The organism is Zwartia vadi, assembly GCF_030410375.1.
GTDB classification, from domain to species: domain Bacteria; phylum Pseudomonadota; class Gammaproteobacteria; order Burkholderiales; family Burkholderiaceae_B; genus Zwartia; species Zwartia vadi.
Map to the genome: position 1 here is coordinate 1 of NZ_JAUHHE010000012.1, position 22065 is coordinate 22065.

At 51.7% G+C, this 22065-nt stretch carries 37 protein-coding genes; 33 read left to right on the plus strand and 4 right to left on the minus strand.

The window, feature by feature from the left end; all coding sequences use genetic code 11:
* The 12 genes from QWY27_RS11070 to rpsQ form a co-directional block, all read left to right on the plus strand.
* Nucleotides 1–127: EF-Tu C-terminal domain-related protein (locus tag QWY27_RS11070; protein ID WP_494338397.1), on the plus strand; the 127-nt coding region annotated here is incomplete at its 5' end.
* A 54-nt stretch (nt 128–181) separates the two neighbouring features.
* Nucleotides 182–493 carry a 30S ribosomal protein S10 gene (gene rpsJ, locus QWY27_RS11075; RefSeq protein WP_003806903.1) on the plus strand — a complete coding sequence of 104 codons (312 nt, stop codon included), beginning with the start codon at nt 182–184 and terminating at the stop codon, nt 491–493.
* 191 nt (nt 494–684) lie between these two features.
* Nucleotides 685–1374 carry a 50S ribosomal protein L3 gene (gene rplC / locus QWY27_RS11080; protein WP_290198431.1) on the plus strand — a complete coding sequence of 230 codons (690 nt, stop codon included), beginning with the start codon at nt 685–687 and terminating at the stop codon, nt 1372–1374.
* Nucleotides 1375–1377: 3 nt separating this feature from the next.
* Nucleotides 1378–1998 carry a 50S ribosomal protein L4 gene (gene rplD / locus QWY27_RS11085; protein ID WP_290198432.1) on the plus strand — a complete coding sequence of 207 codons (621 nt, stop codon included), beginning with the start codon at nt 1378–1380 and terminating at the stop codon, nt 1996–1998.
* On the plus strand, nt 1995–2291 hold the full coding sequence (gene rplW / locus QWY27_RS11090; protein WP_290198433.1) for a 50S ribosomal protein L23: 297 nt from the start codon (nt 1995–1997) through the stop codon (nt 2289–2291). Before rplD ends, rplW begins: the two co-directional genes overlap by 4 nt.
* Entirely contained in the window at nt 2292–3119 is an 828-nt protein-coding gene (gene rplB, locus QWY27_RS11095) for a 50S ribosomal protein L2 (protein WP_290198434.1), read from the plus strand.
* A gap of 11 nt (nt 3120–3130) precedes the next feature.
* Nucleotides 3131–3406, plus strand: coding sequence for a 30S ribosomal protein S19 (gene rpsS / locus QWY27_RS11100; protein ID WP_259660390.1), 276 nt, complete (start codon nt 3131–3133; stop codon nt 3404–3406).
* Nucleotides 3407–3409: 3 nt separating this feature from the next.
* Nucleotides 3410–3739 carry a 50S ribosomal protein L22 gene (rplV, locus tag QWY27_RS11105; protein ID WP_290198435.1) on the plus strand — a complete coding sequence of 110 codons (330 nt, stop codon included), beginning with the start codon at nt 3410–3412 and terminating at the stop codon, nt 3737–3739.
* A gap of 9 nt (nt 3740–3748) precedes the next feature.
* The gene (gene rpsC, locus QWY27_RS11110; RefSeq protein ID WP_290198436.1) at nt 3749–4546 is read left to right on the plus strand and encodes a 30S ribosomal protein S3; all 798 of its coding nucleotides are present in this window, start codon (nt 3749–3751) and stop codon (nt 4544–4546) included.
* 2 nt (nt 4547–4548) lie between these two features.
* On the plus strand, nt 4549–4965 hold the full coding sequence (gene rplP / locus QWY27_RS11115) for a 50S ribosomal protein L16 (protein ID WP_290198437.1): 417 nt from the start codon (nt 4549–4551) through the stop codon (nt 4963–4965).
* Between the two features lie 9 nt (nt 4966–4974).
* Nucleotides 4975–5166, plus strand: coding sequence for a 50S ribosomal protein L29 (gene rpmC / locus QWY27_RS11120; RefSeq protein ID WP_290198438.1), 192 nt, complete (start codon nt 4975–4977; stop codon nt 5164–5166).
* A gap of 1 nt (nt 5167) precedes the next feature.
* Nucleotides 5168–5446: a 30S ribosomal protein S17 gene (gene rpsQ / locus QWY27_RS11125; RefSeq protein WP_290198439.1), complete on the plus strand. Its 279-nt coding sequence runs from the start codon at nt 5168–5170 to the stop codon at nt 5444–5446.
* 110 nt (nt 5447–5556) lie between these two features.
* On the opposite strand, the gene QWY27_RS11130 is transcribed toward rpsQ, so the two are convergent.
* Nucleotides 5557–6984 (minus strand): NAD-dependent succinate-semialdehyde dehydrogenase, encoded by a 1428-nt coding sequence (locus tag QWY27_RS11130; protein ID WP_290198440.1) that lies wholly within the window; start codon nt 6982–6984, stop codon nt 5557–5559.
* A gap of 306 nt (nt 6985–7290) precedes the next feature.
* Here QWY27_RS11130 and rplN point away from each other — a divergent pair, with 306 nt between their 5' ends.
* The 16 genes from rplN to rpsD are packed head-to-tail and all read left to right on the plus strand — an operon-like array spanning nt 7291 to nt 14523.
* The gene (rplN, locus tag QWY27_RS11135) at nt 7291–7659 is read left to right on the plus strand and encodes a 50S ribosomal protein L14 (RefSeq protein WP_163651903.1); all 369 of its coding nucleotides are present in this window, start codon (nt 7291–7293) and stop codon (nt 7657–7659) included.
* An 11-nt stretch (nt 7660–7670) separates the two neighbouring features.
* Entirely contained in the window at nt 7671–7991 is a 321-nt protein-coding gene (rplX, locus tag QWY27_RS11140) for a 50S ribosomal protein L24 (protein WP_290198441.1), read from the plus strand.
* A 12-nt stretch (nt 7992–8003) separates the two neighbouring features.
* The gene (rplE, locus tag QWY27_RS11145; protein WP_290198442.1) at nt 8004–8543 is read left to right on the plus strand and encodes a 50S ribosomal protein L5; all 540 of its coding nucleotides are present in this window, start codon (nt 8004–8006) and stop codon (nt 8541–8543) included.
* An 11-nt stretch (nt 8544–8554) separates the two neighbouring features.
* Nucleotides 8555–8860, plus strand: coding sequence for a 30S ribosomal protein S14 (gene rpsN / locus QWY27_RS11150; protein WP_290198443.1), 306 nt, complete (start codon nt 8555–8557; stop codon nt 8858–8860).
* Nucleotides 8861–8871: 11 nt separating this feature from the next.
* On the plus strand, nt 8872–9267 hold the full coding sequence (gene rpsH / locus QWY27_RS11155; protein WP_290198444.1) for a 30S ribosomal protein S8: 396 nt from the start codon (nt 8872–8874) through the stop codon (nt 9265–9267).
* Nucleotides 9268–9279: 12 nt separating this feature from the next.
* Nucleotides 9280–9813, plus strand: a complete 534-nt coding sequence (gene rplF, locus QWY27_RS11160) for a 50S ribosomal protein L6 (protein ID WP_290198445.1) — start codon at nt 9280–9282, stop codon at nt 9811–9813.
* A gap of 21 nt (nt 9814–9834) precedes the next feature.
* Nucleotides 9835–10200: a 50S ribosomal protein L18 gene (gene rplR / locus QWY27_RS11165; RefSeq protein ID WP_290198446.1), complete on the plus strand. Its 366-nt coding sequence runs from the start codon at nt 9835–9837 to the stop codon at nt 10198–10200.
* 15 nt (nt 10201–10215) lie between these two features.
* Nucleotides 10216–10734, plus strand: coding sequence for a 30S ribosomal protein S5 (gene rpsE, locus QWY27_RS11170; protein WP_290198447.1), 519 nt, complete (start codon nt 10216–10218; stop codon nt 10732–10734).
* 3 nt (nt 10735–10737) lie between these two features.
* On the plus strand, nt 10738–10923 hold the full coding sequence (gene rpmD, locus QWY27_RS11175; protein ID WP_028816448.1) for a 50S ribosomal protein L30: 186 nt from the start codon (nt 10738–10740) through the stop codon (nt 10921–10923).
* Between the two features lie 11 nt (nt 10924–10934).
* Entirely contained in the window at nt 10935–11375 is a 441-nt protein-coding gene (rplO, locus tag QWY27_RS11180; RefSeq protein WP_290198448.1) for a 50S ribosomal protein L15, read from the plus strand.
* Nucleotides 11376–11388: 13 nt separating this feature from the next.
* Complete coding sequence (gene secY, locus QWY27_RS11185; RefSeq protein WP_290198449.1) at nt 11389–12714, plus strand: preprotein translocase subunit SecY; 1326 nt, start codon at nt 11389–11391, stop codon at nt 12712–12714.
* Nucleotides 12715–12723: 9 nt separating this feature from the next.
* Complete coding sequence (gene infA / locus QWY27_RS11190) at nt 12724–12942, plus strand: translation initiation factor IF-1 (protein WP_028816445.1); 219 nt, start codon at nt 12724–12726, stop codon at nt 12940–12942.
* Between the two features lie 34 nt (nt 12943–12976).
* Nucleotides 12977–13090 carry a 50S ribosomal protein L36 gene (gene rpmJ, locus QWY27_RS11195; RefSeq protein ID WP_003805360.1) on the plus strand — a complete coding sequence of 38 codons (114 nt, stop codon included), beginning with the start codon at nt 12977–12979 and terminating at the stop codon, nt 13088–13090.
* A gap of 17 nt (nt 13091–13107) precedes the next feature.
* Entirely contained in the window at nt 13108–13473 is a 366-nt protein-coding gene (gene rpsM, locus QWY27_RS11200; protein WP_259660407.1) for a 30S ribosomal protein S13, read from the plus strand.
* A 13-nt stretch (nt 13474–13486) separates the two neighbouring features.
* Nucleotides 13487–13888 (plus strand): 30S ribosomal protein S11, encoded by a 402-nt coding sequence (gene rpsK / locus QWY27_RS11205; protein ID WP_290198453.1) that lies wholly within the window; start codon nt 13487–13489, stop codon nt 13886–13888.
* Nucleotides 13889–13899: 11 nt separating this feature from the next.
* Nucleotides 13900–14523 (plus strand): 30S ribosomal protein S4, encoded by a 624-nt coding sequence (gene rpsD / locus QWY27_RS11210; protein WP_290198454.1) that lies wholly within the window; start codon nt 13900–13902, stop codon nt 14521–14523.
* A gap of 3 nt (nt 14524–14526) precedes the next feature.
* On the opposite strand, the gene QWY27_RS11215 is transcribed toward rpsD, so the two are convergent.
* Nucleotides 14527–14655, minus strand: a complete 129-nt coding sequence (locus tag QWY27_RS11215; protein WP_290198455.1) for a hypothetical protein — start codon at nt 14653–14655, stop codon at nt 14527–14529.
* 49 nt (nt 14656–14704) lie between these two features.
* Between QWY27_RS11215 and QWY27_RS11220 the strand changes: the two genes are divergently transcribed.
* The 5 genes from QWY27_RS11220 (at nt 14705) to QWY27_RS11240 (ending at nt 20273) form a co-directional block, all read left to right on the plus strand.
* Nucleotides 14705–15688, plus strand: coding sequence for a DNA-directed RNA polymerase subunit alpha (locus tag QWY27_RS11220; RefSeq protein WP_290198456.1), 984 nt, complete (start codon nt 14705–14707; stop codon nt 15686–15688).
* A 216-nt stretch (nt 15689–15904) separates the two neighbouring features.
* Nucleotides 15905–16300 (plus strand): 50S ribosomal protein L17, encoded by a 396-nt coding sequence (gene rplQ / locus QWY27_RS11225; protein ID WP_290198457.1) that lies wholly within the window; start codon nt 15905–15907, stop codon nt 16298–16300.
* A 138-nt stretch (nt 16301–16438) separates the two neighbouring features.
* On the plus strand, nt 16439–16768 hold the full coding sequence (cutA, locus tag QWY27_RS11230) for a divalent-cation tolerance protein CutA (protein ID WP_290198458.1): 330 nt from the start codon (nt 16439–16441) through the stop codon (nt 16766–16768).
* A gap of 2 nt (nt 16769–16770) precedes the next feature.
* Nucleotides 16771–18882, plus strand: a complete 2112-nt coding sequence (gene dsbD / locus QWY27_RS11235; RefSeq protein WP_290198459.1) for a protein-disulfide reductase DsbD — start codon at nt 16771–16773, stop codon at nt 18880–18882.
* A 143-nt stretch (nt 18883–19025) separates the two neighbouring features.
* On the plus strand, nt 19026–20273 hold the full coding sequence (locus QWY27_RS11240; RefSeq protein WP_290198460.1) for an MFS transporter: 1248 nt from the start codon (nt 19026–19028) through the stop codon (nt 20271–20273).
* Nucleotides 20274–20335: 62 nt separating this feature from the next.
* On the opposite strand, the gene hemB is transcribed toward QWY27_RS11240, so the two are convergent.
* Both hemB and yihA read right to left on the minus strand, forming a co-directional pair.
* A complete protein-coding gene (gene hemB, locus QWY27_RS11245; protein ID WP_290198461.1) occupies nt 20336–21355 on the minus strand; it encodes a porphobilinogen synthase in 1020 nt (339 codons plus the stop codon).
* Nucleotides 21352–21975 carry a ribosome biogenesis GTP-binding protein YihA/YsxC gene (yihA, locus tag QWY27_RS11250; protein ID WP_290198462.1) on the minus strand — a complete coding sequence of 208 codons (624 nt, stop codon included), beginning with the start codon at nt 21973–21975 and terminating at the stop codon, nt 21352–21354. Before yihA ends, hemB begins: the two co-directional genes overlap by 4 nt.
* Nucleotides 21976–22065 lie beyond the last annotated feature (90 nt).

Genomic DNA, 22065 nt, shown 5'->3' on the forward strand with positions numbered 1-22065 from the left:
AGGCGATAACGTTGGTATGACAGTTAAGCTGCTCGCACCAATCGCTATGGAAGAAGGTCTGCGTTTTGCAATCCGCGAAGGTGGCCGTACCGTCGGCGCCGGCGTCGTTGCTAAAATCCTGAAGTAACTTGTTTCGCTGCGAGCCGAGTGGCTCGCAGCATATCGCTCTTTGAGAATCGCCATGAAAAATCAAAAAATCCGCATCCGTCTGAAAGCGTTTGACTACAAACTCATCGATCAGTCGGCTGCAGAGATCGTTGATACGGCCAAGCGCACCGGTGCAGTGGTGCGAGGTCCGGTTCCACTGCCCACACGTATTCGTCGCTATGACGTGTTGCGTTCACCACACGTGAACAAAACTTCACGTGACCAGTTCGAAATCCGTACACATCAGCGTTTGATGGACATTGTTGACCCAACAGATAAAACTGTTGATGCATTGATGCGCCTCGATTTGCCTGCTGGTGTGGATGTTGAAATCGCACTTCAGTAAAGATTGTTAGTCATAGCACCGCATGTTTGTTAGCTTTCAAGCCTTTGTGGCTTGCAAAACAGCAAACATTGGTGCTAGAATGCAAGACTTGCCGAATTTTGGCGAGATAAAAATGAGCACCCGAAATATTCGGGTTTTATCAGCCCCGACCAATCGCAGTCGGGAATCGGGTTTTTACCCCGGAGAAAACGATGTCGAAATCGACACCCACGCCTGCCGCACATCGGCTTGGGCTGGTGGGCCGCAAGGTCGGCATGACCCGTATTTTTACGGAAGATGGTGAGTCCATCCCCGTGACAGTACTGGACGTGTCGAACAACCGCGTCACCCAGGTAAAGTCACTTGAGTCTGACGGCTACGCCGCCATTCAAGTTGCTTACGGCGCTCGTCGCGCTTCCCGTGTAGCCAAGCCACAAACAGGTCATTACGCCAAAGCTGGTGTAGAGGCCGGTAGTATCCTCAAAGAATTCCGTCTCGATCCTGCTCGCGCAGCCGAATTCACGCCTGGTAGCGTGGTCGCTGTTGAAAGCATTTTCGAAGCCGGCCAGCAAGTTGACGTGACCGGTACCACCATTGGTAAAGGTTTCGCCGGCACCATCAAGCGTCACCATTTCAAATCGCAACGCGCATCGCACGGTAACAGCCGTTCGCACCGCGTGCCTGGTTCGATTGGTCAAGCGCAAGATCCTGGTCGTATTTTCCCCGGTAAGCGCATGTCTGGTCACTTGGGTGATGACACTCGTACCGTGCAAAACCTTGACGTCGTCCGTGTTGACGCCGAACGTGGTCTCCTGATGGTCAAGGGCGCAGTCCCTGGCTATGCTGGCGGAGACATCGTCGTGCGTCCGGCAGTCAAAGCACCTGCTAAAAAGGGAGCCTAATCCATGGATATCAAGCTCCTAAATGATCAAGGCCAGTCTTCCGCTACATTTGCGGCGCCTGACACGGTTTTTGGTCGCGAATTTAATGAAGCCCTCGTTCATCAGATCGTTATTGCCTTCCAGGCAAATGCGCGTTCAGGCAACCGAGCTCAGAAAGGTCGCGACGAGGTCCGTCACTCGACAAAGAAGCCCTTCCGTCAAAAAGGCACAGGCCGCGCCCGTGCTGGTATGACATCCTCGCCTTTGTGGCGTGGTGGTGGTCGTGCGTTCCCTAATTCGCCTGAAGAAAACTTCAGCCAAAAAGTTAACAAGAAAATGTATCGCGCGGGTCTACGTTCGATCCTTTCCCAGTTGGCTCGCGAAGACCGCATTTCCATCGTTGATGCTTTTACGCTTGAGTCACCCAAGACAAAGCTTGCAGCTGAAAAGCTCAAGACCTTTGGTATGGACTCCGTTTTGATCATCACCGACTCAGTCGATGAAAACCTTTACCTCGCGACGCGCAATTTGCCGCACGTTGCAGTTGTCGAGCCGCGCAATGCCGATCCGCTCTCGTTGATCCACTACAAAAAAGTGCTGATCACAAAGCCGGCCATCGCTCAACTCGAGGAGATGCTGGCATGAACGATCATCGTCTAATGCAAATCATCCTGGCGCCAATCGTGACTGAAAAAGCCACGTTTGTAGCAGAGAAGAACAATCAGGTCGCCTTTCGCGTTGTTGCTGATGCAACAAAACCAGAAATCAAAGCTGCAGTCGAGTTGCTCTTTAAAGTGCAAGTTGAAGCTGTTCAGGTTTTGAACCGCAAAGGTAAAGCTAAGCGTTTCGGTCGTTTCGTCGGTCGCCGTCGTAACGAGCGCAAGGCTTATGTTTCACTGAAAGAAGGTCAAGAAATCAACCTGGCGGAGGTCAACTAAATGGCTCTCTTAAAAGTTAAGCCAACCTCGCCCGGACGCCGCGGCATGCTCAAGGTGGTCTCACCTGAACTGCATAAAGGTGCGCCGGTTGCTTCGTTGCTCGAAAAGAAAATCCGTGGTTCTGGCCGTAATAACAACGGTCACATCACAATTCGCCACCGTGGTGGTGGTCATAAGCAGCACTACCGTTTGGTGGATTTCCGTCGGAACAAAGACGGCATTCCAGCAAAGGTTGAGCGTCTGGAATATGACCCGAACCGCACTGCTCACATTGCCTTGCTTTGTTACGCAGACGGTGAGCGTCGTTACATTATCGCTCCTCGTGGTCTTGAGGTAGGTACAACGCTGTTGTCGGGTATAGAAGCCCCCATCCGCGCTGGTAACACCTTACCTATTCGCAACATCCCGGTGGGTACAACGATTCACTGCATCGAAATGTTGCCTGGCAAGGGTGCTCAAATGGCACGCTCCGCTGGCGCATCGGCTGTTCTGTTGGCTCGCGAAGGCACTTACGCTCAGGTTCGCCTGCGCTCTGGTGAAGTTCGTCGCGTGCACATTGAATGTCGTGCAACGATCGGTGAAGTCGGCAACGAAGAACACAGCTTGCGCCAAATCGGCAAAGCCGGTGCGGTTCGTTGGCGCGGTATTCGTCCCACGGTCCGTGGTGTCGCAATGAACCCGGTTGATCACCCACATGGTGGTGGTGAAGGTCGTACCGGTGAAGGCGGCGAGCCACGTAGCCCATGGGGTACCCCAGCTAAGGGTTACAAGACCCGTAGCAACAAGCGGACGGACAATATGATCGTCCAGCGCCGCAAGCGTAAATAAGAGGGCGAATCATGTCACGTTCAGTCAAGAAAGGCCCATTCGTCGATGCACACTTGATCAAAAAGGTCGAGGTAGCAGTCGCCGAAAAAGGCAAGAAGCCGATCAAAACCTGGTCGCGTCGTTCAACGATTCTTCCCGAGTTCATCGGGTTGACGATTGCTGTTCACAACGGCCGCCAGCACGTTCCCGTTTACATTAACGAGAACATGGTCGGACATAAACTCGGCGAATTTGCGCTGACCCGTACGTTCAAGGGTCATGCTGCAGATAAAAAGGCCAAGAGGTAAGCAATGGAAACCACAGCCATTATCCGCGGGGTGCATATCTCTGCGCAAAAAACAAGACTCGTTGCGGATCTCATCCGTGGCAAATCAGTTGCGCAGGCATTAAACATCCTGACCTTCACTAACAAGAAGGCCGCAGGCATCCTCAAGAAGGCCGTTGAATCGGCCATCGCGAACGCCGAACATAACGACGGTGCAGATATCGACGAACTCAAAGTCACCACGATTTTCGTGGACAAGGCTGAGTCGATGAAGCGCTTTTCCGCACGAGCCAAAGGGCGCGGTAACCAGATCGAAAAGCAGACCTGCCACATTACTGTGAAGGTCGGAGCCTAAGGAGTCACGATGGGTCAGAAAATTCACCCGATTGGGTTCCGCCTTGCGGTTACACGTAATTGGGGCTCGAAGTGGTACGCAGACGACAAAGATTTCGGTGGCATGCTTGCTTCCGACATCCGAGTCCGTGAGTACCTCAAAAAGAAACTTAAAAGCGCTTCAGTTGGCCGTGTGGTCATCGAGCGTCCTGCTAAAAATGCACGCATCACCGTTTACTCGGCTCGTCCAGGTGTCGTAATCGGTAAGCGTGGTGAGGACATCGAAGGTCTCAAAGCTGATTTGCAGCGTTTGATGGGCGTGCCAGTTCACGTCAACATCGAAGAGATTCGCAAGCCAGAAACCGATGCTCAGTTGATTGCGGATTCCATCTCGCAACAGCTTGAAAAGCGGATCATGTTCCGTCGTGCCATGAAGCGCGCCATGCAAAACGCCATGAGACTGGGTGCCCTTGGCATCAAGATCATGAGTGCTGGTCGCTTGAATGGTATTGAAATTGCACGTACAGAATGGTATCGCGAAGGTCGCGTGCCACTCCATACATTGCGTGCAAACATTGACTACGGTACTTCTGAAGCCCATACCACCTACGGTGTGATTGGTATCAAAGTCTGGGTCTACAAAGGCGACATGTTGGCTAACGGCGAAATGCCTGTTGAAACCGCTGCGCCCCGCGAAGAAGAGCGTCGCCCACGTCGCGCACCTCGTGCTGATAAGCCCGAAGGTGGCCGTCCGGCAGCTCGTCCCGCTGGTCGTGGTCGTGCACCGCGCAAGGCTGATGCCGCTGCGCCTGCGCCCGAAGGAGAATAAGCATGCTGCAACCAGCACGCAGGAAATATCGCAAAGAGCAAAAAGGCCGTAACACCGGTCTTGCTACGCGCGGCGCTAACGTTTCGTTTGGCGAGTTTGGTCTGAAGGCTACAGGTCGTGGCCGTCTGACAGCACGCCAAATTGAATCAGCTCGTCGTGCGATCAACCGTCACATCAAGCGTGGCGGACGTATTTGGATCCGTATCTTCCCTGATAAGCCTATTTCGCAGAAACCGGCTGAAGTTCGGATGGGTAACGGTAAAGGTAACCCAGAGTATTGGGTCGCTGAAATCCAACCAGGTAAAGTGTTGTACGAAATGGAAGGTGTGAGTGAAGAAATTGCACGAGAGGCTTTCCGCCTTGCTGCTGCGAAGCTTCCAATCGCTACAACATTCGTCGCGCGTCACCTCGGTACTTAAGGAATCGATATGAAAGCAAGCGAACTCCGTGCAAAAACTGCCGCCGAGCTCGGTCAAGAGCTCGAAAGCCTGCTGAAGGCTCAATTTGGTCTGCGCATGCAGCGGGCTACTCAGCAGCTCACAAACCACACTCAGATCAGCAAAGTTCGTCGCGATATCGCTCGCGTGCGCACACTGATGACTGAGAAGGCGGGATCATAATATGACCACAGCTCAAACCACAAAACCTAAGCGTCAACGTACGTTGGTTGGTAAAGTCGTCAGCAACAAGATGGATAAAACCATCGTAGTGTTGGTGGAGCGTCGTGTTAAGCATCCCGTGCTTGGCAAAATCATCATGCGCTCTGCTAAATACAAAGCACACGATGAAACCAATCAGTACAACGAAGGCGATACAGTTGAAATCGCAGAGGGTCGTCCAATTTCGCGCTCCAAGTCCTGGACTGCAACGAAGTTGATCGAAGCCGCACGCGTGATTTAAGTATCAAAAAAGAAGTAAAAAACGCGACGATTTTTCGTCGCGTTTTTTTTCGTGTTTTTATTTCGTATTTTATTTGGCGCTTTTTATTTTTGCGCCAAATAAGATAACAATTAGACGTGTGTCACAAACTTTGTCACAAGGTAGCCATCAAACGTCTCAGAACCCCCTTCGCTACCAATGCCGCTATCCTTGATACCTCCAAATGGGGTCTCAGGCAGAGCACTGCCAAAGTGATTGATATTGACCATGCCGGCCTCAATCGAATTAGAGATTTTTGTCGCTGTTTGAAGTGAATTAGTAAAGATGTATGAGGACAGACCAAACGGCAAACTATTTGCACGTGTAATGACCTCATCAAGCGTGTCAAAAGAAACAACAGGTGCGATCGGACCAAAGGGTTCTTCAGTCATCAGCATGGAGTCGTCTTTGAGACCAGTAATGACGGTAGGTGGAAAAAAGAATCCCTTTCCACCCAATGCGTCACCGCCAATTTCAACCTTTCCTCCCCGTTGACGTGCGTCCTCAACAAAACGAGAAATGGCGGGGACCCGGCGTTCATGCGCAAGCGGGCCCATTTCGACACCTTCCTCAAGACCGTTACCAACCTTGACGTTTTTCAGAACATCCAGAAACTTTGCGAGGAATTTATCGTAAGCCTTCTTTTGCACATAAAAGCGAGTGGGCGACACACAAACTTGACCGGCATTACGAATTTTGAACTTTGCAAGCATGGTGGCTGCACGATCGATATCCGCATCATCAAACACAATTACGGGCGAATGGCCACCAAGCTCCATTGTGACCCGCTTCATGTGTGCGCCGGCAAGAGCCGCGAGTTGTTTGCCAACAGGAACAGATCCAGTAAAGGAGACTTTACGACTGATAGGCGAACGGATCAGATAGTCGGAAACTTTTGCAGGCTCACCCCAAACAAGGCTCAACACTCCAGGAGGCAGGCCGGCATCATGAAACATCTGTGCAATCGCCATCACCGCACTTGGAGAGTCCTCTGGTCCTTTGAGAATGACGGTGCACCCAGCGCCAATAGCAGCACAAATTTTCCTGATGGCCTGGTTGTAAGGGAAGTTCCATGGTGTAAATGCAACACAAACGCCGATTGGTTCTTTCAAAACCAACTGGCGCACATCCGGACTACGTGGAAGTATCACGCGACCATAGATTCGACGACATTCCTCTGCGTGCCAATCACAATGATCGGCGCAGCCAACCACCTCTCCGAGTGCTTCTGCTAGTGGCTTGCCCTGATCAAGCGTCATGTTGTGCGCAATTTCCTTTGCGCGCTCACGAGTCAGTTGTCCCACTTTACGAAGGATTGCGGAGCGATCCATGGGTGAAGACTTTTTCCAGCTTGCGAAAGCTTGTTCGGCAGACTGGAGAGCCATATCAAGATCCGCCTGCGTCGCATGGGGTAATTGACCAAGAACCTCCTGGGTGGCTGGATTAATGATGTTCTGTGACTGGCGACCTTCGCCGGAAATGAACTCACCATTGATATATAAAGACTGTTTAGGGTACATAAGGATTCCAATACAACGAAAAGTTGGCAAAGGCGCTAGACAGATAATATGACATATCTGAAAGCCACTTGCACAAAAAAAAATACTACGATATACTGCACGGCTTTCCCGCAATTCGTGTGGCGTATTTAAAGAAGCTAGCCCATAAAAGCATAGCCAAACTAAATAAAGCAGCCCGAAAAGCAGGAAAAAATTAGCAGATTTCAACCCAGGGTGCCCTGTGGCACCTAACGGGACCAAAACTGACTGATTTGACTGCATGCAACAGCATGTGGAATTTTTGGTTAAGTTGGAACAGGAAAAATCATGATCCAAATGCAGACCACGCTGGACGTGGCCGATAACACTGGTGCACGTTCTGTCATGTGCATAAAAGTGCTCGGCGGTTCCAAGCGCCGTTATGCCGCTATCGGCGATGTTATCAAGGTTACCGTCAAGGACGCAGCTCCACGTGGGCGCGTTAAAAAAGGCGAAATCTACAACGCAGTTGTTGTGCGTACGGCTAAGGGTGTCCGTCGTAAAGACGGTTCACTGATCCGTTTCGGTGGCAATGCTGCCGTTTTGCTCAACGCGAAACTCGAGCCCATTGGCACGCGTATCTTTGGACCCGTCACGCGCGAATTGCGTGGTGAGAAGTTCATGAAGATCGTGTCCCTGGCGCCCGAAGTGCTGTAAGGAGCCATTAAATGAACAAAATCCGCAAAGGCGACGAAGTCGTAGTGCTGACAGGGCGTGACAAAAAGCGTCGCGGTACCGTGTTGGCCCGTCTTGATGCAGACCATGTGTTGGTCGAAGGCATCAATATGGTGAAAAAACACGTTCGTCCTAACCCCATGCAGGGTACAACCGGCGGCATTATCGAAAAGACAATGCCGATCCATATTTCGAACGTTGCGCTGTTCAATCCCGCCACCGGTAAAGGTGATCGCGTTGGGATCAAAGAAGTTGACGGCCGCAAAGTACGTGTATTTCGTTCCAGCGGTGAACCCGTTGGCGCGAAAGCTTAAGGGGCGAACAAGATGTCTCGTTTTCACGAACTCTATCTGCAAAAAATTGCTCCCGCAATGCGCGAACAGTTTGGCTACAAGAGTGTGATGCAGGTTCCACGCATCACAAAAGTCACCTTGAACATGGGTGTCTCAGAAGCCGTTGCTGACAAAAAAGTCATTGATCACGCTGTATCTGATCTGACAAAAATCGCCGGTCAAAAGCCTGTGATCACTAAGACCAAAAAGGCGATCGCTGGCTTCAAAATCCGCGAAGACTACCCAATTGGTTGCATGGTGACGCTGCGTGGCCAGCGCATGTACGAATTCCTCGATCGTCTGGTGTCCGTGGCCTTGCCACGTGTGCGTGACTTTCGTGGTATTTCCGGTCGTGCGTTTGACGGTCGCGGCAACTACAACATCGGTGTGAAAGAGCAGATTATTTTCCCCGAAATTGAATACGACAAAATCGACGTGTTGCGTGGCATGAACATCAGCATCACAACGACCGCTAAGACCGACGAAGAAGCCAAGGCGCTGTTGACAGCGTTTAGCTTCCCGTTCCGCAACTAAGGGGCGCAGACGTGGCTAAACTATCAATGATCAATCGCGATGTAAAGCGCGCAAAAACAGCAGAGAAATTTGCTGCCAAGCGTGCTGCCCTCAAGGCTATCATCGAAGATTCATCCAAGACCGACGAAGAGCGTTACGAAGCAAGGCTGAAAATTCAGCAATTGCCACGTAATGCAAGCCCTATCCGCCAGCGTAACCGCTGCGCGATTACGGGACGTGCTCGCGGAGTTTTCCGCAAGTTTGGTCTTGGCCGCATGAAACTGCGCGAATTGGCCATGAAGGGTGAAATCCCCGGCATGACCAAAGCTAGCTGGTAGGAGAATAAAACATGAGCATGAGCGACCCAATCGCCGATATGCTGACTCGCATTCGTAATGCGCAGCAGGTAGACAAGACATCGGTGACCATGCCCTCCTCCAAGCTTAAGGTAGCAATCGCTACCGTGCTTCAGGACGAAGGTTACGTCGATGGTTTTAAGATCAAAGGCACAGCGCAAAAGCCTGAGCTGGAAATCACACTTAAGTATTACGCTGGCCGTCCAGTGATCGAGCGCATCGAACGCGTTTCTCGCCCTGGTCTGCGTATTTACAAAGGTAACGGAAGCATTCCTCAGGTCATGAACGGTCTGGGTGTGGCTATTGTCTCCACTTCACGTGGCGTCATGACTGATCGCAAAGCGCGCGCCAATGGCGTGGGTGGCGAAGTCCTGTGCTACGTGGCCTAAGGAGAATACCGAATGTCACGTATTGCTAAATATCCAGTCGAGCTGCCAAAAGGCGTCGAGGCAACAATCAAAGCCGATCAGATTACTGTCAAAGGTCCTCTGGGCACATTGAGCCAGTCGCTGATTGGTAATGTTATTGTCAACGAAGATGGTGGAAAGTTATCTTTTATCGTTGCCGATGACTCCCGTGAAGCCAAAGCAATGTCCGGAACTCTGCGAGCACTTGTTGCAAACATGGTGACAGGCGTGAGCAAGGGTTTTGAGCGTAAGTTGACTCTGGTTGGTGTGGGTTACCGCGCCGCTGTCCAGGGTAACGCGATCAAATTACAACTTGGTTTTTCACATGACGTTGTCCACCCCATGCCTGAAGGCGTAAAAGCCGAATGTCCTACCCAGACGGAAATCATCCTCAAGGGTTCGGATAAGCAGGTTGTTGGTCAGGTGGCTGCAGAGATTCGCGCCTATCGTCCACCAGAGCCCTACAAGGGCAAGGGTGTTCGTTACGTCGATGAGCACGTCATCATCAAAGAAACCAAGAAGAAATAATCGCGCAAACAAGGAAAGATCATGGACAAAAAAATTTCCCGTTTGCGTCGTGCAGTCCCGACGCGTAAGAAAATCGCTGAGTTGCGAGTCAATCGCCTCCAGGTTTTCCGCTCGAACTTGCACATTTATGCAAACATTATTTCCCCCGAAGGCGACCGTGTTCTGGTATCGGCATCGACCGTTGAGCCAGAAGTGCGTCAGCAACTTGCAGGCCAATCTGGTCGTGGTGGCAATGCCGCTGCGGCATCACTGATCGGCAAGCGTGTTGCAGAGAAAGCTAAAGCTGCTGGTATTGAGCTTGTTGCTTTCGATCGTTCAGGTTTCCGTTACCACGGCCGTGTAAAAGCCTTGGCCGATGCCGCGCGTGAAGCCGGTCTGAAGTTTTAAGCGAGGAACAGTCAAATGGCTAAAGAACAACGCAAGAACGCTCCTGAAGAGCGGGATGACGGCCTTCGCGAAAAGATGATCGCGGTTAACCGTGTCAGCAAAGTCGTTAAAGGTGGTCGTACCATGAGTTTTGCCGCACTGACCGTGGTCGGTGATGGCGATGGTCGTGTCGGAATGGGTAAAGGCAAGGCACGTGAAGTGCCGGTCGCAGTTCAAAAGGCAATGGAACAGGCGCGTCGCGAATTGTTCAAAGTTGCTTTGAAGAACGGTACATTGCACCACACGGTTGTTGGTAAGCATGGCGCTTCGACAGTTTTGATTTCGCCTGCAGCGGAAGGTACTGGCGTGATTGCCGGTGGTCCAATGCGCGCAATTTTCGATGTAATGGGTGTGCGTAACGTCGTGGCGAAAAGCCTTGGCTCAAGCAACCCTTACAACATGGTTCGTGCAACGCTGAATGGCCTGCGCGCATCGCTCACACCGTCGGAAGTTGCTGCTAAACGCGGCAAGACCGTCGAAGAGATTTTGGGGTAAATCATGGCTGAAAAACAAGTCAAAGTCACCCTGGTCCGTTCGACCATTGGTACCAAGCAGGATCATCGCGACACAGTGCGTGGCCTTGGTCTGCGTCGTGTCAACAGCAGCAAAGTGCTGAAAGACACTCCCGAAGTTCGCGGAATGATCAACAAAGTTGATTATCTCGTGACCGTCTCGGACGTCTGAAAGGAATCACGATGTCGATTACTCAATTAAATACACTCAAGCCAGCCGAAGGCTCAACGCACGCAAAGCGTCGCGTTGGTCGCGGAATTGGTTCAGGTTTGGGAAAAACAGCTGGTCGCGGCCATAAAGGCCAGAAGTCACGTACCGGTGGTTTCCATAAAGTCGGTTTCGAAGGCGGTCAAATGCCTTTGCAGCGTCGCTTGCCAAAGCGCGGCTTTTCTACACTTGACGGTCACCTGTATGCTCAGGTCCGTTTGTCTGACTTGCAAGCTTTGCCCGTTGAAGAAATTGACGTGCAGGTGCTCAAGCAAGCTGGTGTAGTGGGTACTCAAGTGCGTTACGTCAAGGTTTTCAAATCTGGCGAATTGTCACGCAAAGTGTCCCTCAAGGGCATTGGCGCGACTGCTGGCGCGCGTGCTTCGATCGAAGCCGCTGGCGGCTCGATTGCTTAAGACGGATTAGAGAATGGCAACAGCACAGTCCGCAGGAAAGTCAGGATCACGCTACGGCGATTTAAAGCGTCGTCTCGTGTTTCTGGTGCTCGCACTGGTGGTTTACCGCCTAGGCACGCACATTCCTGTCCCAGGCATCAACCCAGATGCGTTGGCTGACTTGTTTCGTGAAAATCAGGGCGGGATTCTCGGCCTGTTCAACATGTTTTCTGGCGGTGCGCTAGAGCGATTCTCGATCTTTGCTTTGGGGATCATGCCCTACATTTCTGCATCGATCATTATGCAGTTGATGTCGGTAGTCGTACCTACCCTCGAAGCAATCAAGAAAGACGGCGAAGCAGGTCGCCGTAAGATTACGCAGTACACCCGCTACGGTACAGTTGCGTTGGCGCTGATCCAGGCAGTGGGTATTTCAGTCGCTCTAGAGTCGCAGCCAGGTCTCGTGATAGAGCCGGGTGTTATGTTCCGTGTCACCACGATCGTTACGTTGGTGACTGGCACGATGTTTGTGATGTGGTTGGGCGAACAGATTACAGAAAGAGGTTTGGGTAACGGTATTTCGATTCTGATTTTCGCCGGAATTGTTGCTGGTTTACCAAGTGCATTGGCAGGTCTGCTTGATTTGGTTCGCACCAATGCTATGTCAGGTTTCTCAGCCTTGTTTATTGTTGCGCTTGCCGTGCTCGTAACCGCATTTGTTGTGCTTGTCGAGCGTGGTCAGCGCAAGATTACCGTGAACTACGCTAAGCGTCAGGTTGGTAACAAGGTGTATGGTGGACAGACTTCTCATCTGCCATTGAAGTTGAATATGGCAGGTGTGATTCCTCCAATTTTCGCCTCATCGATCATCTTGTTTCCAGCAACGATCGCTAGCTGGTTCTCAAGTGCTGAAAGTATGCGTTGGTTAGGGGATTTGGCAGCTGCACTTGCACCTCGTCAGCCTCTCTACATTACGCTTTACGCAGCCGCTATTATTTTCTTCTGCTTTTTTTACACGGCGCTTGTTTTCAATAGCCGAGAAACAGCAGACAACTTGAAGAAAAGTGGTGCTTTCGTTCCCGGTATTCGTCCTGGTGAGCAAACCGCCCGCTTCATTGACAAGATTTTGATGCGGTTGACGTTGGCTGGTGCCTTGTACATCACGGTGGTGTGTTTGGTTCCAGAGTTTTTAGTCATGCGTTGGAATGTACCGTTTTACTTTGGCGGCACCTCATTGCTGATTATTGTTGTAGTTACGATGGACTTCATGGCACAGGTTCAGGCCTACATGATGTCTCACCAGTACGATTCACTGCTCAAGAAGGCCAACTTCAAGGGCGCGAATATACCAATGAGATAAGCGAGAGCAATGTCAAAGGACGACGTCATTCAAATGCAAGGTGAGATTCTAGAGAATCTCCCTAACGCAACATTCCGTGTCAAGTTGGAAAACGGCCACGTAGTTTTAGGCCATATTTCCGGCAAGATGCGTATGCATTACATCCGGATTTTGCCGGGCGATAAAGTCACAGTGGAGCTCACACCCTATGACTTAACGCGCGCCAGAATCGTATTCCGCTCCAAATGAGCGGCCGGGTTACGAAAGATAACAGGAGTCAACCATGAAAGTAATGGCATCGGTTAAGCGGATTTGCCGCAACTGCAAAATCATTAAACGTCACGGCGTTGTGCGCGTCATTTGCACCGACCCGCGTCACAAGCAGCGTCAAGGTTAATACATCAAGGAACAGTCATGGCCCGTATTGCTGGCATCAACATTCCGCCACATCAGCACGCCGAGATCGGCCTGACCGCCATTTTTGGCATCGGTCGCACTCGCTCTCGCAAAATTTGTGAAGCTGCTGGTGTGCCCCTGTCCAAAAAGGTCAAGGATCTCACCGACGCAGAACTCGAACGCATCCGTGAACACGTAGGTGTGTTTGCGGTTGAGGGCGATCTGCGACGCGAAGTTCAGCTCTCGATCAAGCGATTGATCGACCTGGGTACCTATCGTGGCATGCGTCATAAGCGCGGCTTGCCCGTACGTGGTCAACGCACTCGCACCAACGCCCGCACCCGTAAGGGACCGCGTCGCGCTGCTGCTAGCCTGAAGAAATAAAGAGGATTAGAAGATGGCTAAAGCTTCTGCCGGCGGCGCAAATCGCGTACGCAAAAAGGTTAAAAAGAATGTGTCGGACGGCATTGCGCACGTTCACGCATCTTTCAACAACACGATCATCACCATTACTGACCGTCAGGGCAATGCCCTATCATGGGCAACGTCTGGTGGTGCTGGTTTCAAAGGCTCACGTAAATCCACGCCGTTCGCTGCACAGGTTGCCGCAGAAACAGCTGGCAAGGTGGCGATTGAATACGGCATTAAGACACTCGAAGTTCGCATCAAGGGTCCAGGCCCAGGTCGCGAATCGTCTGTCCGTGCGTTGAATGCGTTGGGTATTAAGATTTCGAGCATTGCCGATATCACACCCGTACCGCACAACGGCTGCCGTCCACCTAAGCGTCGTCGTATCTAAGGGGAACCCACATGGCACGTTATACCGGTCCCAAATGCAAACTCTCGCGTCGCGAGGGCATTGATCTTTTCCTGAAGAGCGCACGCCGCTCGCTCGAGTCAAAGTGCAAACTTGATTCTAAGCCTGGTCAGCACGGCCGCACTTCTGGTGCCCGTACATCTGACTACGGTTTGCAGCTGCGCGAAAAGCAAAAGCTCAAGCGCATGTACGGCATTATGGAAAAACAGTTCCGCAAATATTTTGCAGAAGCTGAGCGTCAGAAAGGCAACACTGGTGAAAAACTGATCCAGTTGCTTGAGTCGCGTCTCGACAACGTCGTGTACCGTATGGGTTTTGGCTCAACGCGTGCAGAAGCACGTCAACTTGTTTCGCACCGCGCGATTGAGTTGAATGGTCGCACAGCTGACATTCCTTCGATGTTGATCAAGTCTGGTGATGTGATCGCCATTCGCGAAAAGTCGAAGTCGCAGGCTCGTATCCGCGAGGCAGTGGATCTCGCTTCTGGCAACGGCTTCCCCCAGTGGGTTGAGGTTGATACAACGAAGCTGGTTGGTACGTTCAAGCAGGTTCCAGATCGTGCAGACGTCGCGCGCGACATCAACGAATCGATGGTTGTGGAACTTTATTCACGCTAATCATTAAAGTGTGTGGCCAATCAGCGTGTTTTGCGCGCTGCGTGTGCCACACATTTGTTTGTTGAGCAGTAATGTTGTCTGAGCAGTAATATTGTCGCTGCACAATTCTGGCGACTCTTTTGTCTTATCCATCAGCCTTATCGGTGTAACGAGCCGAGGGTATTGAAAAAGGACCACAGCAATGTCACAAGGTTTTCTAAAGCCACGTTCGATCGAAGTCGAACCAGTCGGCCCCAATCACGCCAAAATCATCATGGAACCGTTCGAGCGTGGCTATGGCCATACGCTTGGTAACGCTCTGCGCCGAATTCTTTTGTCATCGATGTCCGGTTACGCGCCGACAGAAGTTCAGATCACTGGTGTTGTGCATGAATATTCCACGATCCCCGGCGTGCGTGAAGACGTTGTCGATATTCTCTTGAATTTGAAAGGCGTGGTGTTCAAGCTGCACAGCCGTGAAGATGTGACCTTGACGCTGCGCAAGCAAGGCGCCGGTCCAGTTTACGCTTCTGACATTGAACTTCCCCACGATGTTGAAATTGTCAATCCAACTCAGGTCATCGCGACATTGACGGATTCTGGCAAGCTCGAAATGCAGATCAAGGTCGAGAAAGGTCGCGGCTACGTTCCAGGTAACGTCCGTGCATTGATTGATGACCGTGCTCATACAATTGGACGCATTGTTCTCGATGCATCGTTCAGCCCCGTGCGTCGCGTGAGCTACGCTGTTGAAAACGCGCGCGTTGAACAGCGTACCGACCTCGACAAGCTTGTGCTTGATGTCGAAACAAACGGCGTTATCAGCCCAGAGGAAGCAGTTCGTCAGTCCGCTCGTATTCTGATGGATCAGATTTCCGTGTTTGCAGCCCTCGAAGGTGCGGGTGACTCCTACGAGGCCCCAAGCCGTGGTGCTCCACAGATTGATCCAGTGCTCTTGCGCCCTGTGGACGATCTCGAGTTGACCGTTCGTTCAGCGAACTGCCTGAAAGCCGAAAACATCTACTACATCGGCGATTTGATTCAGCGTACGGAAAATGAACTGCTTAAGACACCTAATCTGGGTCGTAAGTCACTCAACGAGATCAAGGAAGTCCTTGCTGCACGTGGCTTGACTCTCGGTATGAAATTGGAAAACTGGCCACCAATGGGCCTTGAAAGACCATAATGCTCAATAGGCACAGGGGTCCTAAATCCCTTGTGCCTTTTGGCAGTGTTAGAATGGAAGGCTTATTAAGTGTTCAGTTGTAAGTACTTAGTTGTTAGCACTTAGTTTTTATAAATACCCAGCAATACCAATCGGCCCGCAGCACATTTTTTGCTGATCGAAGAGCTGAATATCCAGAGCGAATGTGCTCTTAATAGATTCAATAAGGAAAGTATCATGCGTCACGGCAATGGATTACGTAAACTCAATCGCACAAGCAGCCACCGCCTTGCGATGTTCCGCAACATGGCAGTTGCTCTGTTGACACACGAAGCAATCAAAACGACTTTGCCTAAGGCTAAAGAGTTGCGTCGTATCGTTGAGCCACTCATCACAATGGGTAAAACACCAACTTTGGCAAACAAGCGTTTGGCTTTTGCCCGTTTGCGTGATCGCGAACTCGTCGTCAAACTGTTTGCTGAAATCGGTCCTCGCTATGCAGGCCGTAACGGTGGTTATACGCGTGTTCTGAAGATGGGTCATCGCCAAGGCGACAACGCTCCCATGGCATTCATGGAGTTGGTTGACCGTCCAGTGGTTGAAGAAACAGCTGTAGAGACTGCCGCAGAATAAGAAATATCTACAAGCTCTGGGATGAACCGGAGTCTGTACTTAAAAGCTTAAAAGCCTCGGGATTCCGAGGCTTTTTTGTATCCTGAAGATTCGTGTTGTCGATACAATCACCAACATAGTCATTTGAGGCGAATCGCTATGCCTGAGCAAGACGTTGTAATGGTGATGACCAATGCGCCTGATGTGCTGTTGGCCAAACGGATCGCGCACCTGTTGATTGAGGAAAATCTCGCTGCCTGTGTGAATATTGGAACGCCAATGTTATCGATTTACGGCTGGAAGGGAGAGGTGGAGGGTGCGGAAGAGATTCCCATGGTCATCAAAACCACAACAGACAAGCAACACGCCTTGATCGAGCGACTTGTGGAGCTTCATCCTTATGACGTCCCTGAGGCGCTTGTCGTGCCGGTACTGGGCGGTCACCCGCCCTATCTTGAGTGGGTGCGAAGCCTGACAAGCGGAAACTAGTCATGAATAGAGTAAAACGCGAGACATCGACAGCAGAACGAGCCCTCAGTCCAGACGGCTGGATGAAAAGCGTTTGGCGCTTGAGCATCTGGCTCTTCGTTGGCATGATGGCCGCTTTGTTTTTCACGACAGCGAGGGCTCAGCAGCAAGATTTCCTCGATCCTGAAAAAGCTTTTGTGCTTCAAGCACACATGTCCGCCCCCGGAGTGGTCAGCCTTAATTTCAAGATCGCTCGCGGTTACTACATGTACAAAGAGCAGTTTGCTTTCAAGATCGATACGGATGTCGTCAAGCTTGGCGATGCAATCTTTCCAACAGGCAAGGTCAAATACGATCCAACGTTTGATCGAAAGATGGAGGTGTATGACAAAGACGTTGTGATGAGTCTTCCGATCACGGCATGGCCCAAAGACATTGAAGCAACCCCATTTGTTCTCACAGTCACTGGACAAGGTTGTGCCGAGGCGGGTATTTGTTATCCGCCGATGGATTTCATCGTCAAGATGCAGGCAACGTCTGAGCCACTCGGATATTTACTTGAGTACACGCCAATTTCGCTGGGCTTGATTGATCGTATCAAGCAAGGTAATTGGTCTGAGCTATTGTTTGGAGGCAGCGACATTGGCCTGGCAGATATTTTGTCATCAACCGGTGCGGTAGAAATCGTTCTATTGTTTTTTGTGTTGGGACTTTTGCTCGCATTGACTCCCTGCGTTTTACCGATGTTGCCAATCCTGTCGGTTCTTTTAGTCGGTGAACAACAGCATGTATCAAAAGCACGAGGGTTTGCGCTTGCGCTCGGGTATGTCGCTGGGATGTCAGTTGTGTATACGGCGCTGGGCATCGCTGCGGGGCTGAGTGGCGCGGGGCTGGCGGCCTGGCTTCAAACACCCTGGGTGCTGAGTCTGTTTGCATTATTGCTCGCTGTGCTTGCTCTTGCGATGTTTGATGTGTACACGTTGCAAATGCCCTCCGCCATTCAGTCTCGTCTCATGGCGAAGAACTCGCATATCCTCGGTGGCAGGATGAGCGCAGCGGTCATGATGGGAGCCTTATCCGCACTGATCGTGGGCCCCTGCGTCGCCGCTCCGTTGGCCGGCGCCCTGCTTTATATCTCTCAGACTGGCGATGTTTGGTTAGGAGGTTCGGCGCTGTTTGCGATGGCTTGGGGGATGGGCGTACCTTTGCTGTTGATGGGCGCTTCGGCAGGTAAATTGATGCCGCGGGCTGGCGCGTGGATGGAGGGCGTCAAACAGTTTTTTGGTTTGTTGCTTTTGGCGACGGCCTGGTGGATGGTGACGCCTCTGTTGCCAACCACATTACAAATCATAGGCTGGGCTGTGCTGACGATGTTTGCCGCGGTGCTGTTACGTCCGTTTGAGCCGCTGACGGCTGATTCCGGGATCGGCGGGGCATGTCGGAAAACGCTCGGACTATTATTGATCGTACTGAGCACGGTATGGATACTAGGTGTTGCGAGCGGCGGACGTTCTTTATTGCAACCCCTTCATCATCTTTCGCTTGTTAGTCAATCAACTGCTGCAACGTCAGTCACAAGCGCTTCAGGTGTTGCAGGCGTGTCGAGCACCTCTGGTAAGCAGCAATTGTTAGCAACAGGCGTAACTGGCTTAACAGGCTTAACAGGCTTAACAGGATCAGCAGGACAAACTGGACTAATAGGATCGACAGCTGCAACAGCTTCGCCTGGCCTGATCGGTGGCAGTCAACAAACAAATAGCCGCTCAACTTCGGCGCATCCGACTTTTCAGCGCGTTAAAACTGTAGCCGAATTAGAGCGTTTGCTCGAACAATCTACGCGCCCTGTCATGTTGGATTTTTACGCTGACTGGTGCGTGGCATGCAAGGAAATGGAGGCTTTCACGTTTGTCGATCCCCGTGTCGCCCAGCGGATGAGCCAGATGTTGTTGCTACAGGTCGATGTGACGGCAAATAATGCGGACGATCGCGCACTGATGAAAAAATTCCGCTTGTTTGGCCCGCCTGGGATAATATTTTTTAAACCCGGCGGCATTGAACGAAAAGATATCAGAGTCGTGGGATTTCAGGATGCGACACGTTTCGCAGCGAGTCTGGATCGCGCACTCAAACCTTAATCGTGCGCTTAAGCTTTAAGATGCTCCAAAGATGAAGTGATAAACGTTTCAAATTGCTGTGGCGACGCCGTGATAAACATGCAAGTATGAATAAATAAAAATAAGTAAAAATACTCAAAAATAAGTAAAGCCAACGAGACAACATGACTGAAGCAGCAGAAACTAAAAACAGTGGACAAAATACCGAACAACAAAAATCGACAACCTCGGTCATTATCCTGTTTGCTTTAGCGGCCTGTGCCGCGTCGACATCATTTCGGATTTGTGATCCGCTTTTACCTGTCTTTGCACAAGAGTTTGGTGTGCGGACGGCGCAAACATCGGGAACAGTCACTTTGTTCGCGATTGCTTACGGCATCATGCAGTTTTTCTACGGACCGATTGGTGATCGCTACGGAAAGTTTCGCGTGGTCTCCTTTGCGACGCTTGGTTGTGCGATGGGCGCCTTGATCGTGGTGTTCGCGCCGAGCCTTGAGGTCATTGAAATGGGTCGGTTGCTATCCGGTGCCACGGCGGCGGGAATTGTGCCCTTATCGATGGCCTGGATTGGTGATCATGTGCCGTATGAACAACGGCAAGCAACACTTGCGCGGTTTTTGCTTGGATCGATTTCCGGTCTGGCGCTCGGCCAACTGCTAGGTGGGATTTTTGCAGACACGATTGGTTGGCGTTGGGCTTTTGTCTGGATGGCGGCGGTTTATCTCATTGTGGGCGTTTTGTTGATCTCACGCCTTAAAAATGTTCCAGAAAAAGTCCATACGCCGGCAAAAGGCGACAGCATACTTGGCCCTCTTAAACAGGTCGTGTCGACGCGATGGGCAATCCTGGTTTTAGTGGTTGTGTGTATCGAAGGCATTTTAGTTTTTGGACCGCTCGCTTTCGTGCCTGCTTTTTTGCATGAACGTCATGGCATCCCTGTTTCCTGGGCGGGCATGATTAGTGGGTTTTTCGCGCTTGGTGCGTTGATGTATGCGCTGCGCGCCAATCAGTTTGTGACTTGGCTAGGCGAGCGTCGACTGGCCATGACCGGTGGTTTGACGATGGCGATTGCCTACGCGGCCTTCATGCTGTCGTCGGTGTGGTACTGGGGCGTGCTGGCAAGTATTCTTTCCGGGCTGGGCTATTATTTTCTGCACGCCGTGTTGCAGACGCATGCGACACAAATGGCACCCACTGCGCGCGGTTCGTCGGTGGCTTTATTTGCCTCGTGTTTATTTTTAGGACAGTCGCTTGGCGTGGCGGCCTGCGCCTGGATAGGCGATAACTTTGGCCTATCCGCGGTGTTCCCGGTCGGGATTGTCGGTCTGCCTGTGTTAGCCTGGTTTTTTGCCTGGCGCTTGAGATTGCACCAGGCTGGCCTGCGCGACGCTGCAAAAACGAGTGTTACATAAAACTTGCACCGCTCATGATCGTTTGAGCGACTGGCGCCGCCCTCCTGATCATTCTTCCCTGTTTATTCAAGCCCTTTCAGGATTTTGGCGGCAGCCGGAGCAAAATAAGTCAGAATGCCATCCGCCCCCGCGCGCTTAAAGCCCAGTAAAGACTCCATCATGACTTTGTCGTGATCGAGCCAGCCATTTGCGGAGGCAGCCTTGAGCATGGCGTATTCGCCACTGACCTGATAAGCGAAAGTTGGCACATGGAAAGCGTCTTTGACACGACGTAAAACATCCAGATAAGGCATGCCGGGTTTGACCATAACCATATCCGCGCCCTCGCGTAGGTCTGCGGCCACCTCGCGCAGCGCTTCGTCGATATTGCCGGGATCCATCTGATAGACCAGCTTGTTGGACTTGCCCAGATTGGCAGCCGAACCCACAGCATCTCTGAACGGCCCATAAAAGGCGCTGGCGAACTTGGCCGAGTAGGCCATGATGCGGGTGTGGATGAAATTGTTTGCTTCGAGAGCGGTACGAATCGCTCCGATTCTGCCGTCCATCATGTCGCTGGGCGCGACGATGTCAACGCCTGCTTCGGCTTGAACCAAAGCTTGTTGGGTGAGGATTTTGACGGTGATGTCGTTCATGACATAGCCGTTTTCATCGATGACACCATCTTGTCCGTGGCTGGTATAGGGGTCGAGAGCGACGTCTGTGAGCAAGCCCAGCTCCGGGAAGTGCTTTTTAAGGCTGGCGACGACTCGCGGAATCAGTCCTTTGGGATTGATGGCCTCGGCACCATCGAGCGCTTTGAGCGACGGATCGATGACGGGAAACAGCGCCATCACAGGGATGCCGAGCTCGACGCACTCGCGCGCTACTTCCAGAATCGTGTCGGGAGAGTAGCGGTGCACGCCTGGCATCGACGCGATCGGTTGATGCACGCCTGTGCCTTCGACAACAAAAACTGGATATATCAGGTCATCTACTGATAGTGAGTGCTCGCGCACTAATCGACGTGAAAAGTCATCGCGACGCAAGCGACGGGGACGATTAGCGGGAAAGTCTGCAAGGATGAGGTGTGGAGTTGTCATGGTACGACCTTCGGTGAGATCCAGTTTTCGATTTGGAGAGTGGCTTCTTCGAGCCCGATTCGTGCGGTGGCAGAAAATGGTATGGCGTTCAGCGCACCGATGTCTTCGAGCTCTTTTTTAACGGCAAAGACGGCCTTGATGCGTTGGCCATAGGGAAACTTGTCGGCTTTGGTCAGTAAGGCCATGACCGGCCGGCCGGTGGGTGCGATCCAGTTGGCCAACCGTCGGTCAAGCTCAGTGACACCGCGACGGATGTCGATGAGCAAAACAATCCCAGCCAAGGACTCTCTGCTTTGGAGATAACCCCCGAGGATATCGGCCCATTCCTCCTTGGCGCGCTGCGCCACTGAAGCGTAGCCGTAGCCGGGCAAATCGACCAGAAAACCGAGATGCCCTTCGGGATCTAAGGGATCTGGCAAACCAAACATATTGATGAGCCGGGTGCGTCCAGGGGTTTTACTGGAGAACGCCAGACGCTTTTGATTGGTCAGAACGTTGATCGCTGTGGACTTGCCCGCATTGGAGCGCCCCACGAAGCAGACTTCCGGGGCACCGGGATAGGGTAATTGATCCAGCCGGGCGGCTGATGTGAAAAACGAAGCGCGGTGCAATATGGACACAAGGAAGGCCATTAAGAATAAGCTCAACCGCTATTGTATAATCTAGGGTTTGGAAGTTGTTGTTTTATATAGATTACAAGCGTCGAGGTC